Below are 16,334 nucleotides of genomic sequence, written 5' to 3'. Positions count from 1 at the left end.
CCGGGCTGGAAATCAGCGCAAAGGTGTTCACCGGCGAAATGACCTGGCCGCAATCGGCCAGCAGGATCGGGGCGCAGATAATGATTGCGCCCCGAACAGCCTCAGGGCAGTTCGGCAATCACCGCACGGGCGGCAGCGGCAGGATCCGCATGTTGCCAGATCGGGCGGCCCACCACGATGTGATCGGCTCCGTCGGCAATGGCCTGCGCCGGTGTTGCCACCCGCTTCTGATCGCCCAGGGCCGCGCCTGCAGGCCGCACGCCCGGGGTGACAATCAGCTTGCCCACCGCCTGCGGCAAGGCGCGGATCATCGCAGCCTCTTGCGGGCTGGCGATCACACCATCGGCCCCGGCCTCCAGCGCCCGCGCTGCACGCTCCAGCGTGATGTCATGGATATCGCCGGGCTTGAAGAGATTTGCGTCCAGATCGGCCCGGTCGAGCGAGGTCAGAACGGTGACCGCAAGGATTTTCAGGTCTGATCCCGCGCGGCCCTGCGCGGCGGCGCGCACCACCTGTGGATCGCCATGCACCGTCAGGAAATCCAGATTGTATTGCGCGATGCCCCGGACCGCCGCCTCGATGGTGGCGCCGATGTCAAACAGCTTCAGGTCCAGAAAGACCCGCTTGCCGCGCTCCTGCTTCAGTTCGTTCGCTAGCGCAAAGCCGCCGCCGGTCAGCATGCCCAACCCGACCTTGTAGAAGCTGGCGGCATCCCCGATCCGGTCGGCCAGCGCCAGACCCTGCACCACATTCGGCACATCCAGTGCCACGATCAGACGGTCATCGGACATGCGCCCACCCCTTGTGCCGGTTTCGGCGCGGTTTGGGCTGACAGGCGCGACCTGTCAAGCCCCGGGGATGCCGGCATTGGTCGCGGTGACAATGCGTTCAGTGCCACCGCCGACCTGATGCCAATGCGGTTCAGTTGCCTGCGCTGCCCTCTGCTGCCGGTGCGGCATCATGGCCAGCCGCGCCATGGCCCATCGCCGCATGGTCATGCGCCGCAGCACCGGGCGGATCAACCATGAATTCCACGGCCACACGCCCCGCCTGTTCAAAGACCAGCGTGCCCGGCACCATGTCACCTTCGGACAGTGTTGCCGTCAGGCCCATCAGCATCACATGCATCCCGCCCGGTTCCAGAACGACAGTCTCGCCCGCCGGAATATCGACCGACTCCAGATGTTTCATCCGCGCCACGCCATCGGCCCCATGCTCCGTGGTATGCAGCATCACCGATTGTGCAACCTCCATTTCCACCGCGATCAGACGGTCCGGCGTGGCACCATCATTGGCGATGGCCATGTAACCCGCCGCCGATTTGGCGCTGGCTGCTGGCGCGGGGATATTGGGATGGATGATCTCCAGCCCGTCCTTCTTGACCCCATGGGCCAGAAGCGGGGTCGCAGACAGCACAAGCGCGGCCATCAGGGTCAGAACAGGTTTCATGTCGGATCTCCGAGAAGGGCTGGCAAAGCCAGACGTGGACAAGGCGGCACAACTGCCGCAGAAAGGAAAAGCCCCGTCCGATCCGCTGCCTGAGACTGCCGCAGGATCGGACGGGTCAGTGAAGGCTCGCCCCACGGGATAAGAGGGGCAGAACCGGACGGCCTTGCGGATCATGGGACGCCTCCCCCGCAAGGCCGCCACAACTGCAACGCAGCCGGGCGCGTGATGTCACACAGATGAAGAATCAGGACTGGTCGGCTGCAACCTGTCCGCAAAGGACAGGCGGGCAGGTCAGGCGCGCGGTGGCGCGCGCACCCCATGCGCCGGATCGCGGCCATGGGGCAGAACGGGGAAGCTGTCCGTTTGGGCCAGATCGGCAGGCTGCCAATGCCCGGCAGGCAATGGCAGAGTCGGCGGCTTGGGCAACAGCAAGGACGCGGACAGCGTGCAAACCGGGCAAGCATCGCCGGGCAGCATCTCGCCGTCATCACCGCAAAGGTCGCTGAGCGCACCACCCGCCAGTTCATAGGCAAGTCGATCTGCGTCAGGCGCACGATGCCCTGCGGCGCTGGCCACAAAGGCAAGCACCAGCACCAGAACGGTGGCCCAACGGGCAAACAGGGACGACAGGACTGTCATGGTTGTTGTGATGCCCGATTTGCCTCTGCCGCGCAAGCATCGCAAGATGGCCCAACGCCCTTTTGGCCCCCGTGGCCATGGCAAGCACAGGAACAGTGATGATCGCGGCATTCGATATAGGCGGCACCCATATTCGGGCTGCCCTGTCCAGCGAACCCGGTGCCATTGGCCCGATCCGGCGCGTGGCGACCCCGACCGGGAATTTCGGGGATTTCGTCGCCTGTCTGGCCGAGTTGTCCGAAGACGCGGATCGTCTTGCCATCTCGGTCGCGGGTTGCTGCGATCCGCTGACGGGCCGCATGAAGGTGGCCAATATTCCCTGTCTCGATGGCCGCAGCGCTGCCAATGACCTGTCGCAGGCGCTTGGTCGTCCGGTCTGGATCGGCAATGATGCCGATTGCTTCGCCCTGGCCGAAGCCCTTCAGGGCTCTGGCCGTGGCCATCGGTCGGTCTTCGGGGTGATTCTCGGCACCGGCGTTGGCGGCGGGCTGGTGATCGATGGCAAGATCATCACCGGCGCGGGCGGATTTGCCGGGGAATGGGGCCATGGTCCGGTACAGGACAGCCGACCGCTGGGCCGTGACGTGCCCCGCATGGCCTGTGGCTGTGGACAGGCCGGCTGTCTTGATGCGATCGGATCGGCGCGCGGGATCGAACGGTTGCACCGCCATCTGCACGGCATGGACCTCTCGGCCCGCGCGCTGCTGGAGCTTTGGCAGCAAGACAATGCGCAGGCCACCGACACGATCGCCGTCTGGACCGAGATCATGGCCGGGCCGCTGGCGATGGTGCTGAACGTGATCGGGGCCAGCATCGTGCCGGTGGGTGGCGGGCTGGCGCAGGTTCCGGCGCTGGTCGCCGCGCTGGATGCGGCGGTGCGGGCCCGCAGGCTTTGGCAATCCCCAGGGGCCCTGCTGGTTCCGGCAGAGGTGCCAGGGGAACCAGGGCTGATCGGGGCCACGCTTGCGGGCTGGGCCATGGACGGGGGTGCGGCGCCATGCTGATCGAGATTTGCGTCGATAGCGCTGCCGGTCTGGCCGAGGCCGTGGCCGGAGGGGCCGACAGGATCGAGCTTTGCTCTGCCCTGGCGCTTGGCGGCCTGACACCTTCCCACGGTTTCATGGCCCATGCCGCCAGTTGCGATTTGCCGGTTCTGGCGATGATGCGGCCCCGGGATGGGGATTTCCACTGGTCCGCGACCGAGGTGGAAATCATCCTGAACGACATCGCAAGCGCACGGGCCGCCGGTCTGTCCGGTGTGGTGCTGGGGGCCAGCCTGCCGGATGGGCGGCTGGATGAACCGACCTTGGCCCGGATGGTCGCGGCGGCTGACGGTCTGGACCTGACGCTGCACCGCGCCTTCGATCTAACCCCCGATCCCTTTGCCGCGATGGAAACCGCCATAACGCTCGGCTTTTCGCGCATCCTCAGTTCCGGTCAGGCGCTGCGTGCCGAAGCCGGGTTGCCGCTGTTGCAGGCCTTGCAGCGGCAGGCGGCAGACCGGATCACGCTGATGCCCGGATCAGGGATCACCCCGGAAAATGCAGGCTTGTTCCGTGCAGCAGGGTTTGGCGAAGTTCATGCCTCTTGCAGCGCGGTTGCGGCAAGCTCAGAAAAGGTACAGGCGTTCGGCTTTGCGCAAGCGGGCAGCCGCCGCACCGACGCCCGGGTGATCCGGGCGCTGCGCGCGGCCTGCAGCGCCGATCAGACCTGACGGCCGCGATCAATCCGCAGGAATTCCGCCGCGCGACGGTTGTCTGCAGGCACGGGCACAGGGCGCCGCCGCAGATCCTGCCACAGTCTTTCACTGCCTTCGCGGGCGATCCGCAGGAATTGTGCCACCCTGGTACCCGTGGCGGGGCTGCGCTTGTCGGCCAGATGTTTGGTCATGGGTCACTCCCTCCGATCTGGGGGCACAGTATCACGGATTTCGCCCGATCCCAAACCGTGCAGGCGGGAAATGGCCCAAAGGGCGGCATCAGCCACTGCCGGATCGGGGTCTGACAGATGGGGCCTTGCCACATCAATCAACGAAGGAAGGCCCGAATTGCCGATGGCATAGAGCACATTGCGCAGAAACCGGTCGCGCCCGATCCGCTTGATCGGGCTACCGGCAAAGCGCGCGCGGAAACCGGTATCGTCCAACCCGGCCAATTCGGCCAGTTCCGGCGCCCCGACGCGGGGTTGATAGCCGATCTCCTGCGCAGCAACAGCGAACTTGTTCCACGGACAGGCCGCCAGACAATCGTCGCAGCCATAAATCCGGTTGCCCAGCATCGCCCGCAAATCAGGGTCCACCGGCCCTTTGTGTTCGATGGTCAGGTAGGAAATGCAGCGCCGGGCATCCAGCCGGTAAGGGGCCGGAAAGGCCTGCGTCGGGCAGATGTCCAGACAGGCCCGGCAAGTGCCGCAATGGCTGGTTTCGGCGGTGTCATTCGGCAGGTCGATCGTGGTGAAGATCGCGCCCAGAAAGAACCAGTTGCCCAGATCGCGTGAAAGAAGATTGGTGTGCTTGCCCTGCCAGCCCAACCCCGCCGCCTGCGCCAGCGGCTTTTCCATCACCGGGGCCGTATCGACAAAGACCTTGATCCCCGCCTCTGCCGGGCCCTGATCCAGCAGCCAGCGCCCCAGACGCTTCAGTCGCCGCTTTACCAGATCGTGGTAGTCCTTGCCCTGGGCATAAACACTGATCGCGGCACGATCCGGCATGGCCAGCACGGCACGCGGATCGTCCTGTGGCGTATAGACCTCGGCCAGCATGATGACCGACCGCGCCTCGGGCCACAGGGCCGCCGGATTGCCGCGCCATTCCACCCGCTCGGCCATCCAGCCCATCTGACCATGATGCCCTTCTGCCAGAAAGGCGGCAAGCCGCCCGGCAGCTTCGGGCACGGCATCGGGGGCGCAAATGCCCATCCCGGCGAAGCCCTCTTCCTGCGCCCTTTGGCGCAGCCGATCCTTCAATCCGGCAAGCTGTTCTGCCGTCCAGCGATCCCCGCCAGATCCCGGGGGGGAAAGGCCCCCCGGGTCGCCATCAGAAATCGAGATCGGCATAATGCGCGGGCGGCGGGAAGCCCGGAATCTGATCGGCGAGCAAGGTGCGGAAACTGGGGCGCGATTTCAGCTTCACATACCAGTCCTTCACCGCCGCATGGCGGTTCCAGTCCACATCGCTGATGTAGTCCAGACAGGACAGATGCGCGGCGGCGGCAAAATCCGCCAGTGTCATGCTGTCACCCGCCAGCCAGCGGCGCTGGTCCAGCAGCCAGGCCAGATAATCCAGATGGTATTTGATCCGGGTCGCGCCGAATTTCACATTGCGGCTGTCGGGATAGCCGGTGCCCTGCACCTTGCGGTTCACCCGTTCGTACAACAGTTTGGACGTGACCTCGTTGTGGAACTTGTCATCGAACCAGCTGCACAGCCGCCGCACCTCATAGCGGGCATCCACATCGCGCGGCATCAGGGCAGGCGCAGGATAGGCTTCATCCAGCCATTCGCAAATCGCCTGACTTTCGCTCATCATCCGGCCTTCGATCCGCAACACCGGCACCTTGCCCGCAGGGTTGCGGCGCAGGAAATCCGGCGTGCCTTCCCAATACCGTTCTTCGATCAGTTCCACCTCGATCCGCTTTTCGGCCAATGTCAGGCGGACCTTGCGGCAAAAGGGGGAAAGGGGAACGTGATACAGTCGGTTCATGGGTCTATCCGGATGGGAATGACCCGTGATAGCCCCGCAGGGCAGAGGGATCAATGGTTGCGGCGTCAGTTCTCGAAACAGGCGGCCCGGCCATCGGCCAGAATCGTCTCGGCCCCCGAGATGATCTGCGCGGTCCGCCGCCGCACCACCGGGCCGGGGCGGGCCGGATTGCGGCCCTTCGGATCCGGCAGCACCGCCGCCAGCCGCGCAGCCTGCGTAGGCGTCAGATCGCGGGCCGACACCCCGAACCAATGCTGGGCGGCAGCCTCGACGCCAAAGACACCTTCGCCGAATTCGGCCACGTTCAGATAGACATGCAGGATGCGCTTCTTGGTCCAGACCAGTTCGACCAGCGGTGTGATCGCGCCTTCGGCGGCTTTGCGGGCCCATGTCCGACCATGCCAGAGAAAGACATTCTTCACCACCTGCTGCGACAGGGTCGAAGCCCCCCTGCCCCGACCTTCGGCCAGGGCCGCGCGAATGGCGACCATGTCAAACCCCCAATGCAGGCAGAAATTGGCATCTTCGGCCGCAACAACCGATCGCGCCATGACCGGCGCAATATCATCCCAGCCGACCCAGTCCTTTTGCAACCCGCCAAGGCGCCAGCTTTCCTGCATCTGGTAGATATTGGTTGGCACCGGCAGGACGGCATAGATCAGGATCAGTCCCGCGAATAACGCCACAACACCGACCACACCACGCCGAACCCACAGAAACAGCCGACGCCGCAAGGGCACGGGCGGCACCTCGATGATTTCGGGTTCCGGCGGTGGTGCAGGTTTCTTGCGGGTGGTTTTCGCCATGCGGCCCAGAAACCACAAAGCGCTGTGCAGGGTCAAGCAAGGCCCTGTCGGGCAGCCACAAACACCGAACCTGTCGCGGCTGCGCCCGATGCGGGTCTGGCATTGGGGGATGGGCGGGTGGCTGGCGAAATGCGGGCTGCCTGACCTGTCTGCCGGGGAATTTGCGGTGGGATGCGGGGCTGGCTAAAGCTGGCTGCGTATCCTGCCTATATCCCAGACTTAGCCAGGGAACCGGCGCATGTCAATTTTATTCTGCAATTTCAAATAGTTAACCTTTTAAATCAGGAATGCGCCGCTGACGGGCCTGACAATGACAAAGGGCGGGGTTTCCCCCGCCCTTGGCCTGATGGGTTTACGGCGTCACTCTGCCGGAACCCGCGCCGCCTCATCGCTGAGCGGATGGGGCAGATGCACCAGCATTTCCTTCGGGCAGACCTGCAGGAAATTCGCCCGCTCGGCCTCCCAGTTGGCCAGGATGCGCTGCGCCTTCTGGCTGCCGGTTTCCGCGGCATGCCGTTCGACCAGCCCCTTGAGCTGTGCCTCCCAATGCGGATGGCTGACAGCACAGGTGACAAGGCTTTCCAGGTTCATGAACTCTTCCGCGACCCCATCGGGATCGTAAAGATATGCCATGCCCCCGGTCATGCCGGCGCCGAAGTTGGCCCCGATCTTGCCCAGAATCACCGCCACACCACCGGTCATGTATTCACAGCCGTTCGATCCGCAGCCCTCGATCACCACCGATGCACCCGAGTTGCGCACCGCGAACCGTTCACCCGCCTTGCCAGCGGCGAACAGATAGCCCGCCGTCGCCCCATACAGAACTGTGTTGCCGATTATTGTGTTCTGATCCGCAACCAGCGGCGATGACATCTGCGGCCGGACCACAATCAGACCACCTGACAGGCCCTTGCCGACATAGTCGTTGGCATCGCCCTGCACTTCGATCTTCAGCCCGTTCACCGCGAAAGCGCCCAGCGATTGCCCGGCGTTACCGGTCAGCTTCACCGTCAGGTGATCGGGCTGCAGACTGTTGCGCATGCCGAACTTCTTCACGATATGGCTCGACGAGCGGGTGCCGATGGTGCGCAGCGTGTTGCGCACGGCATAGGACAACTGCATCTTTTCGCCATCTTCAAAGAAGCGCGCGCCGTCCTTGACGATTTCGGCATCCAGCGTATCGGGCACCGCATTGCGCGGCTTCGACCGGTCATAGGTGATCTTGTTGGCCCCATCCACCGTGATGAGCAGCGGATTGAGGTCCAGATCATCCAGATGCGCCGACCCACGGCTGACCTGGCTCAGCAGATCGGCCCGACCGATGATTTCATCCATCGACCGTGCGCCGATGGAGGCAAGGATTTCCCGCACTTCCTGGGCATAGAAGGTGATGAGGTTCACCACCTTGTCCGCCGTGCCGGTGAACTTGGCGCGCAGATCGGGGTTCTGGGTGCAGACGCCCACCGGGCAGGTGTTCGACTGGCACTGACGCACCATGATGCAGCCCATGGCGATCAGGGCCGCCGTGCCGATGCCATATTCCTCGGCCCCCAGCATTGCCGCCATGACCACATCGCGACCGGTGCGCAGACCACCATCGGTGCGCAGCGTCACCCGCTCGCGCAGGTTGTTCATGGTCAGAACCTGGTTAGCCTCGGTCAGACCCATTTCCCATGGCAGGCCGGCATATTTGATCGAGGTGCCAGGGCTGGCACCCGTGCCGCCATTATGGCCGGAAATCAGGATGATATCGGCCTTGGCCTTGGCCACACCGGCGGCAATCGTGCCCACACCGGAGGCCGACACCAGCTTCACCGTCACCTTGCAACGCGGATTGATCTGCTTGAGATCGTAGATCAGCTGCGCCAGATCCTCGATCGAATAGATGTCGTGATGCGGCGGCGGGCTGATCAGCGTCACGCCCTTGGTCGAATGGCGCAGACGGGCGATCAGGTCGGTGACCTTCATGCCGGGCAACTGGCCACCCTCGCCAGGCTTGGCACCCTGGGCGACCTTGATTTCCAGCTCTTCGCAGGCGTTCAGGTATTCGGCGGTCACACCGAACCGGCCCGAAGCCACCTGCTTGATCTTGGCACAGGGGTTATCGCCATTCGGGAAGGGGTGCTGATGCGCCGGGTCTTCGCCGCCTTCGCCGCTGTCGGATTTCGCGCCGATGCGGTTCATGGCGATGTTCAGTGTCATATGCGCCTCGGGGCCAAGCGCCCCAAGCGACATGCCCGGCGTCACGAACCGCTTGCGGATCGAGGTGATGCTCTCCACCTCGTCAATCGGCACCGGCTTGCCCAGCGGCTTGATATCCAGCAGGTCGCGGATATGGATGGGCGGGTTCGCCCGCATCGCCGCCGAATACTGCTTCCAGATGTCATAAGACGCCCGGTCGCAGGCTGCCTGGAGCATATGCATGGTCTGGGCTTCCCAGGCGTGCTTTTCGCCCGAACGCCGCGCCTTGTAGAACCCGCCGATGGGCAGCACATCGCTGCCCCCCTTCCAGCCACGGGCATGGATTTCCTCCAGCTTCATCTGGATACCATGCAGACCGATGCCGGAAATGCGGCTGTGCATGCCGGGGAAATACTCCGCCACCATGGCCCGCGACAGGCCCACCGCCTCGAAGTTCAGCCCACCCCGATACGAAGACACAACCGAAATGCCCATCTTCGCCATGATCTTCAACAGACCCGCATCAATGGCATCGCGGTAGCGGCGCATCGCATCGGTCAGGCTGCCTTCCAGCAGGCCACGGGCGATCCGGTCGGCGATGCTGTCCTGCGCCAGATAGGCGTTCACCGTCGTGGCCCCGCAGCCGATCAGCACCGCAAAGTAATGCGGGTCGATACATTCGGCCGACCGGACGTTCAGGCTGGTGAAGGTGCGCAGCCCCTTGCGCGTCAGCCAGCTATGCACCGCGCTGGTGGCAAGGATCATCGGCATCGCCACCTTGGTCGCGCCCTGATGTTCATCGGTCAGCACCAGATGCGCCGCGCCCGACCGCACGGCATCTTCGGCCTCGGCACGGATGCGCTCCAGCCCCATCCGCAGCGCGTCCTGATCGCTGCCTGCGGGGAAGGTGCAGTCGATGATCGCCACCTGCGCCCCGAACTGGCGCAGCATCACCTGATATTCCACATTGGCGATGAACGGGCTTTCCAGCACAAGGATTTCAGTCTGGGCCGAGCTTTCGTCCAGCACGTTCTTCAGATTGCCAAACCGCGTCTTCAGGCTCATCACCCGGGTTTCACGCAGACTGTCGATCGGCGGGTTGGTGACCTGGCTGAAGTTCTGACGGAAATAGTGCGACAGCGGGCGGTACTGCTTGGACAGCACCGCAACCGGCGTATCATCGCCCATCGAGGCGACCATTTCCTTGCCGTCTTCGGCCATGGGCGCCAGAACCTGTTCCAGTTCCTCGACGCTATAGCCCGCCGCGATCTGGCGCTTGCGCAGATCGGCGCCCTGATAGGTCTGCACTTCGGGCACATCGCGCAGCATGCTGTTCAGATCGACGACCTTTTCGATCCATTCGCCATAGGGCTGGCTGGCGGCCAGACGGTCCTTCATCTCGGCGTCGTGGTACAGCTTGCCCTCTTTGGTATCGACGGCAATCATCTGCCCCGGCCCAAGCGCGCCCTTTTCACGGATGGTGGTTTCATCCACCGGCACCATGCCCGCCTCGGACCCCGCGATCAGCAAGCCGTCGCCGGTGACGACATAGCGCATCGGGCGCAAGCCGTTGCGGTCAAGGCCCCCACAAACCCAGCGGCCATCGGTCATGGCCAGCGCGGCGGGGCCGTCCCATGGCTCCATGACGGCGTTGCAATAGGCATACATATCCGCCCATGCCTTCGGCATGTCTGTGGTGGTCTTGCTCCAGGCTTCTGGCACCAGCATGGTTTTGGCCATGGGGGCAGACCGGCCTGACCGCACCAGAACTTCGAACACCGCATCCAGCGCGCCCGAATCCGATGTGCCGCCCGGGATGATCGGCTTGATGTCTTCGGCCATTTCACCAAAGGCGCTGGAGGCCATGCGGATCTCATGGCTGCGCATCCAGTTCACGTTGCCTTTCAGCGTGTTGATCTCGCCGTTATGGGCCAGCATGCGGAAGGGCTGCGCCAGCCACCATTGCGGGAAAGTATTGGTGGAATAGCGCTGATGGTAGATGGCGAAGGTGGATTCGAACCGCTCATCCTGCAGGTCGGGGTAGAAGACCGAAACCTGCTCGGCCAGCATCATGCCCTTGTAGATGATCGAGCGGCAGGACAGCGAACACAGGTAGCAGCCCGCGATGCCAGCAGCAGTCACCGCCTTTTCGATGCGACGGCGGATGATATACAGCTCGCGCTCGAACTGTTCCTGATCCACGTCCTTTTCGCAGCGGATGAGGATCTGTTCGATTTCGGGGCGGGTGGCATTGGCCTTTTCACCCAGCACCGATGTATCCACTGGCACATGACGCCAGCCATAGATGTAATGGCCCATGCGCAGCACTTCGGTTTCCACGATCGTGCGGCAGCGTTCCTGAGCGGCGAAATCGGTGCGCGGCAGGAAAACCTGACCGACGGCGATCAGCTTGGCCGGATCAGGCTCGTGCCCGGTGCGGCGCACGACATCATAGAAGAACTTCACCGGGATCTGGATATGGATGCCCGCGCCGTCACCGGTCTTGCCATCCGCATCCACGGCGCCGCGGTGCCAGATGGCGCGCAGCGCATCAAGACCCGCCTCCACCACTTTGCGGGTGGGCTTGCCGCTGATCGACGCCACCAGACCGACGCCACAAGAGGAATGTTCGTCATCCTCCTTGTAAAGCCCGTGCTCATGCATCCAGGCGCGCTTGGTTTCCTCGGCCTTCACCCAGGCTTCATCATAGATCGTCATGGCTCACTCCTCTGGGTTGGCTTGCAGCGAGGCCTCGAATTCGGCCCCGGTCAGTCGTGAATGGGTGCCCGCGAGCGCATAGCCATCCGGCCTTCCATCGACATAGATTTCGCGGGTCAGCGGCAGGCCGTTGGGATCATCCAAAGTGCCCACCGACAGGTAATAATCGGCAGTGGCGGCATCGGGTTGGGTCAGCCGATACCATAGCCCCGCGCCACAGCAGGCGCAGAAGGATCGCGCGGCCCAGGGCGACGAGACATAGGTGCTGATATGCTCCGCCCCTTCGATCTGCATGGCGGCATAGGGCACCACAACACTCAGCGACATCGCCCCGGTAATGCGGCGGCACATGCTGCAATGGCAGGCATGCATGTGGTCGGGAAGGTCCGCCGCAACATAGCGCACCGCGCCACACAGACAGCCGCCCTGGCGTTCAGCGGTCATGGCGCACCTGTTGCGGTAGCAAGGTCCCCGGGGCCTCGGACATCATTGCCCCACATTCAAAGATCGGCTGGGTGGCGGCAAAGCCCTTTTCGCCGGGCAGGATGAACTGCACCGGGCTGCCATCGCTGGGCAACCAGTCGCTGCCATCATGCCATTCCGAAGGTCCGGCAAAGAACAGCCGCCATTCGGGATGCACATATTCCCGGCCGCGCGCACGGCGCAGTTGGTTGCCTTCGGCATCGACTTCGGTGAAATCGAATTCGGTCTGCAGCAGTTCAATCCCGTCAATGGCAATACGCTGTCCAGTCAGGGCGTCATGCCCCGTGACATGCGTTTTCTCGCCATTGTCGCGGCTAAGCCGGAAATCGAAATCGTCGCGCCCCTGCAGCAGGTCAGAAAAGCTGGCCGGATCATCGGCCCCGTCCAGCACCTGCTTGACGCGCGGATTGAATTCGTAGCTTTCCACCCATTGCGCCTCGGCATCAATGCGCGACAGGAAGAAAATGCCCTCCAGATCGAAATCGGCACGCCACTGATCACCCGGCTGATCGGCGCTGCAGCGGTAATGGTTGGAGACCCGACAGCCGCGCGATTGCACGGTCAGCCAGGTTTCGCAGCCCTCCGGGGCCTTGAAACTGCCCGCACCAACCGGCGCCGCGGCACTCAGCAGCAGCGCAACCAATGCGGCGGTAATGCCTTTTCCCTTCGTCATGGCCCATGGCCCTTTCGTTCAGGTCAGCCTTGCTGCCCCATCCATCCGGGGCAGCGTAAAAGTATCGCGATTACTCGGCGGCCACGCTGGCCGGTTGGGCCAGGAAATCCGCGATCGCCTCGGCGGCCTCGCGCCCGTCGCGGATGGCCCAGACCACCAGCGAGGCCCCGCGCACGATATCCCCCACCGCAAAGACGCCCGGCAGGGCCGTCTCATGGGTGCGGAAATCGGCCTTGATGGTGCCCCAACGGGTGATTGCAAGTTCCGGCACGCCCCAAAGCTTGGGCAGGTCTTCCGGTTCAAAGCCAAGCGCGGTGATCACCAGATCGGCCGGTTCGATGTAATCGGCACCTTCGATGATCTCGGGGCTTTGGCGGCCGCTGGCATCGGGGGCACCAAGGCGCATCTTCTGCACCATCACACCCTCGACAGTTCCATTGCCGGTAAAGCCCTTGGGCGCCGCCAGCCAGACGAATTCCACGCCTTCTTCTTCGGCGTTCTGGGTTTCGCGCTGACTGCCGGGCATATTGGCCCGATCGCGGCGATACAGGCATTTTACGCTGGTCGCACCCTGCCGGATCGCCGTGCGCACGCAATCCATCGCCGTGTCGCCGCCACCGATGACCACCACCCGCTTGCCCTCGGCATTCAGGGTGCCATTGTCGAAGGCCTCGACATCATCGCCAAAGCTTTTGCGGTTGGATGAGGTCAGGTAGTCCAACGCCTGAACGATGCCTTTCTGGCCTACCCCCGGCCCGCCGGTGTCGCGCATCTTGTAAACGCCCGTGGCGATCAGCACGGCATCATGCTGGCCCCGGATGGCATCAAAGCTCAGATCCTCACCCACGCGGCAATTCAGCACGAAATGGACCCCAGCCTGTTCCAGTTGTTCCACACGACGCATGACGACCGGCTTTTCCAGCTTGAAGCCCGGGATGCCATAGGTCAGCAACCCACCCGCCCGATCGTAGCGATCATAGACCGTGACCTGAAAGCCCTTGCGGCGCAGCATGTCGGCGGCAGCAAGACCACCCGGGCCCGCGCCAATGATGCCGACGCTTTCGCTGCGCTCCATCGCGGGGAGATTGGGCAGAACCCAACCATTTTCCCAGGCAGTATCTGTGATGTATTTCTCGACCGACCCGATGGTCACCGTGCCATGGCCCGATTGTTCGATCACGCAATTGCCTTCGCAAAGCCGATCCTGGGGGCAGATGCGGCCACAGATTTCGGGGAAGGTATTGGTTGCCTGGCTCAGGGCATAGGCCTCTTCCAGCCGCCCCTCGGCGGTCATGCGCAGCCAATCGGGGATATTGTTGTGCAGCGGGCAATGCGATTGGCAATAGGGCACGCCGCACTGGCTGCAGCGGCTGGCCTGTTCCGCCGCCTTTTGCGCGGCAAATTCCCGATAGATTTCATGGAAATCCTGTGCCCGCAGGTCTGCCGGACGCTTTTCGGGCATCTCCCGCTTCACGCTGACGAACTGAAGCATGCGATCCTTGGCCATGGTGGCGCCTCCCTGCGGCAAAAAGGTGGGTGCGCCTTGATAAACCGGGATATTTCCGAATAAAAGTCAGCAATGCTGACCTTATTTCAGGTTTTTTGCAATTTAGGTCCGCTTTTCTGACATAATTTTCATTTTTTATGTCAGCACGACTTACCTATATTCCTATGGCCACGTCAAAAGAGCGCACAGCGCCACAACCCCAACGATGATTCGCCACCAGCCGAACAGCCCATAGCCATTGCGCGCGACATAGCCGAGCAGCCATTTCACCACAAAGACCGCTGCGATGAAGGCCGTGGCAAAGCCGACGCCGATTTCCGTCAGGGCAGCACTGTCCAGGGCATCGCGGTTCTTCCAGAGATCATAGGCGAAGGCACCCGCCATGGTCGGCATCGACAGGAAGAACGAAAATTCGGCCGCCCCCCGACGCGAGACCCCCAGCAAGAGCGCCCCGACAATGGTCGATCCCGACCGGCTGACGCCAGGAATCATGGCAAGGCACTGGATCAGGCCGATCTTCAGCGCCACGCCCAGCGGCACATCCTGCGCATCTTCATAGCGGGGTGTAAGCGCCATGCGATCAACCACCAGAAGTACGATACCACCCAGGATCAGGTTTACCACGATTAGCATCGGCGTTTCGAACAGGACCGTCTTGATGAAGTCATGCGCCAATACGCCGACGACCACTGCAGGAAAGAAGGCCAGCGCCACTGCGGCAATGAAACGCCGCGCGGCAGGATCATGTGGGGCGCTGGAAAACAGGTGGATCAGCCGCGCCGCATAGACTGACAGCACCGCCAGCACCGCGCCAAGCTGGATCACCACCTCAAAGGCATTTCCGGCACTCTCAAAGCCCAGAAAATGCCCAGCCAGCAGGATATGGCCCGTCGAGGAAACCGGGATGAACTCGGTCAGCCCTTCCAGTACCCCCAGAAAGGCCGCGACGAGCAGATTGTCCGCCATGATCAGGCTTTGCGCAGGTTCTTGGCCGAAGCCTTGATGGCGTCATACTGCCCCGAGGGACGATAGGGCCACAGATAATCGGGCAGCACAGCGGCGATGGCCGAAGGCGCGATCCCAAGATCGGCAAAGCCCTTGGCATCGGCACTGACCACGTTGTCGCGATAAAGGTTCTTCAGTTGATCGCCGGTCAGCACCTTGTTTTCGATCAGCCCCAGCGTGCAGGCCTGCACCGCGTCAAACCCGAAAGCCATGACCCGCCCGACAAAACGCGGCAGCGGCAGCACCAGCCGACGGCGGTTGATGGCCTTGAGCATGGTGTGCATCAGCCCGGCGAAGGTATCGACATCCGGCCCGCCCAATTCGTAGATGCCGGGCTGTGCCTGCCCCAGCGCGCCTTGCACTGCGGCTGCCGCCACGTCTTCGACATGCACCGGCTGGAACCGGGTCTTTGCGCCAAAGATCGGCAGGATCGGCGACATGCGCGCCATGCTGGCAAAACGGTTGAAGAATTGGTCTTCATTGCCAAAGATCACCGAAGGCCGCAGGATCATGGCCGTGGGGAACGCCGCCAGAACGGCAGCCTCACCTTCGGCCTTGGTTACGGCGTAATCGCTGGGCGATGAGGCATCTGCACCAATGGCCGAAACATGCACCAGATGGCCAACACCTTCCGCGGCAGCCAGACGGGCCACGCGACCAGCCCCTTCTGCCTGCACCGCATCGAACCGGTTCTTGCCCACCGCGTTCAGGATGCCCACGCAGTTGACCACCGCATCTGCCCCACGCAGGGCCGCTGCGACGCTGGCTTCATCCCGGATGTTGCACAGGACGGGCTCCACCTGCCCCACGACGCCATAAGGGCGCACGAAAAGCGCCTCGTTCGGGCGGCGGGTGGCCACGCGGACGCGCCAGCCTTCCTTTGCCATGCGCCGTGCGATGTAGCGCCCGACAAACCCCGAACCGCCAAAGATCGTGACCAGCTTGCTCATGTTCCGCGAGCCCTTCCCGTCAGGTATTGGTGCAAAATTCCCTGTCTCCATAGCTATTAGGCGTTTTCCAAACAAGCTGCAAATCCTTGCCAAGAATTTTCACGACAGCCTGTTGACACCCCTGCCCGCCCCGCATAGAAGCCGCTTCACGACATCGCCCAGATGGCGGAATTGGTAGACGCGCTGGTTTCAGGTACCAGTGCCGCAAGGCGTGGAGGTTCGA

The 16,334-nt window shown here is 63.1% G+C and carries 15 protein-coding genes; 2 read left to right on the top strand and 13 right to left on the bottom strand.

From position 1 onward, the window contains the following. Nucleotides 1-101: 101 nt before the first annotated feature. The 3 genes from pyrF to V6590_RS08115 form a co-directional block, all read right to left on the bottom strand. Entirely contained in the window at nt 102-791 is a 690-nt protein-coding gene (gene pyrF, locus V6590_RS08125) for an orotidine-5'-phosphate decarboxylase (RefSeq protein ID WP_335421767.1), read from the bottom strand. Nucleotides 792-921: 130 nt separating this feature from the next. Continuing rightward, nucleotides 922-1,449, bottom strand: a complete 528-nt coding sequence (locus V6590_RS08120) for a copper chaperone PCu(A)C (protein WP_335421765.1) — start codon at nt 1,447-1,449, stop codon at nt 922-924. A 291-nt stretch (nt 1,450-1,740) separates the two neighbouring features. Next, nucleotides 1,741-2,088 (bottom strand): hypothetical protein, encoded by a 348-nt coding sequence (locus V6590_RS08115; protein WP_335421763.1) that lies wholly within the window; start codon nt 2,086-2,088, stop codon nt 1,741-1,743. Nucleotides 2,089-2,186: 98 nt separating this feature from the next. Between V6590_RS08115 and V6590_RS08110 the strand changes: the two genes are divergently transcribed. Together V6590_RS08110 and V6590_RS08105 are read left to right on the top strand one after the other, a co-directional pair. Continuing rightward, complete coding sequence (locus tag V6590_RS08110; protein ID WP_335421761.1) at nt 2,187-3,092, top strand: ROK family protein; 906 nt, start codon at nt 2,187-2,189, stop codon at nt 3,090-3,092. Then, nucleotides 3,086-3,802 carry a copper homeostasis protein CutC gene (locus tag V6590_RS08105; protein WP_335421759.1) on the top strand — a complete coding sequence of 239 codons (717 nt, stop codon included), beginning with the start codon at nt 3,086-3,088 and terminating at the stop codon, nt 3,800-3,802. Before V6590_RS08110 ends, V6590_RS08105 begins: the two co-directional genes overlap by 7 nt. Here V6590_RS08105 and V6590_RS08100 read toward each other — a convergent pair. The 10 genes from V6590_RS08100 to V6590_RS08055 all read right to left on the bottom strand — a co-directional run bounded on the left by V6590_RS08100 (nt 3,793) and on the right by V6590_RS08055 (nt 16,111). After that, a complete protein-coding gene (locus V6590_RS08100; protein ID WP_335421757.1) occupies nt 3,793-3,978 on the bottom strand; it encodes a hypothetical protein in 186 nt (61 codons plus the stop codon). The genes V6590_RS08105 and V6590_RS08100 overlap by 10 nt on opposite strands. A gap of 3 nt (nt 3,979-3,981) precedes the next feature. Further along, nucleotides 3,982-5,142, bottom strand: coding sequence for a tRNA epoxyqueuosine(34) reductase QueG (queG, locus tag V6590_RS08095; protein WP_335421755.1), 1,161 nt, complete (start codon nt 5,140-5,142; stop codon nt 3,982-3,984). Next, nucleotides 5,123-5,788, bottom strand: coding sequence for an FtsZ-binding protein FzlA (fzlA, locus tag V6590_RS08090; protein ID WP_335421753.1), 666 nt, complete (start codon nt 5,786-5,788; stop codon nt 5,123-5,125). The genes queG and fzlA overlap by 20 nt, the downstream gene beginning before the upstream one ends. A gap of 65 nt (nt 5,789-5,853) precedes the next feature. After that, entirely contained in the window at nt 5,854-6,594 is a 741-nt protein-coding gene (gene mtgA, locus V6590_RS08085) for a monofunctional biosynthetic peptidoglycan transglycosylase (protein ID WP_335421751.1), read from the bottom strand. A gap of 360 nt (nt 6,595-6,954) precedes the next feature. Then, nucleotides 6,955-11,493 (bottom strand): glutamate synthase large subunit, encoded by a 4,539-nt coding sequence (gene gltB / locus V6590_RS08080; RefSeq protein ID WP_335421748.1) that lies wholly within the window; start codon nt 11,491-11,493, stop codon nt 6,955-6,957. A 3-nt stretch (nt 11,494-11,496) separates the two neighbouring features. After that, complete coding sequence (locus V6590_RS08075; protein WP_335421746.1) at nt 11,497-11,937, bottom strand: GFA family protein; 441 nt, start codon at nt 11,935-11,937, stop codon at nt 11,497-11,499. After that, nucleotides 11,927-12,649 (bottom strand): hypothetical protein, encoded by a 723-nt coding sequence (locus V6590_RS08070; RefSeq protein ID WP_335421744.1) that lies wholly within the window; start codon nt 12,647-12,649, stop codon nt 11,927-11,929. The genes V6590_RS08075 and V6590_RS08070 overlap by 11 nt, the downstream gene beginning before the upstream one ends. Before the next feature lie 70 nt (nt 12,650-12,719). Beyond that, a complete protein-coding gene (locus V6590_RS08065) occupies nt 12,720-14,156 on the bottom strand; it encodes an NAD(P)-dependent oxidoreductase (protein ID WP_335421743.1) in 1,437 nt (478 codons plus the stop codon). Between the two features lie 162 nt (nt 14,157-14,318). Further along, nucleotides 14,319-15,122: an undecaprenyl-diphosphate phosphatase gene (locus V6590_RS08060; RefSeq protein ID WP_335421741.1), complete on the bottom strand. Its 804-nt coding sequence runs from the start codon at nt 15,120-15,122 to the stop codon at nt 14,319-14,321. 2 nt (nt 15,123-15,124) lie between these two features. Next, a complete protein-coding gene (locus V6590_RS08055; RefSeq protein ID WP_335421739.1) occupies nt 15,125-16,111 on the bottom strand; it encodes a complex I NDUFA9 subunit family protein in 987 nt (328 codons plus the stop codon). Between the last annotated feature and the right edge of the window lie 223 nt (nt 16,112-16,334).

It is taken from the genome of Gemmobacter denitrificans, assembly GCF_036964905.1.
Lineage (GTDB): Bacteria > Pseudomonadota > Alphaproteobacteria > Rhodobacterales > Rhodobacteraceae > Gemmobacter > Gemmobacter denitrificans.
Note: the sequence above shows the minus strand (reverse complement) of the source record. Positions and strands in the feature narration are given on the sequence as shown.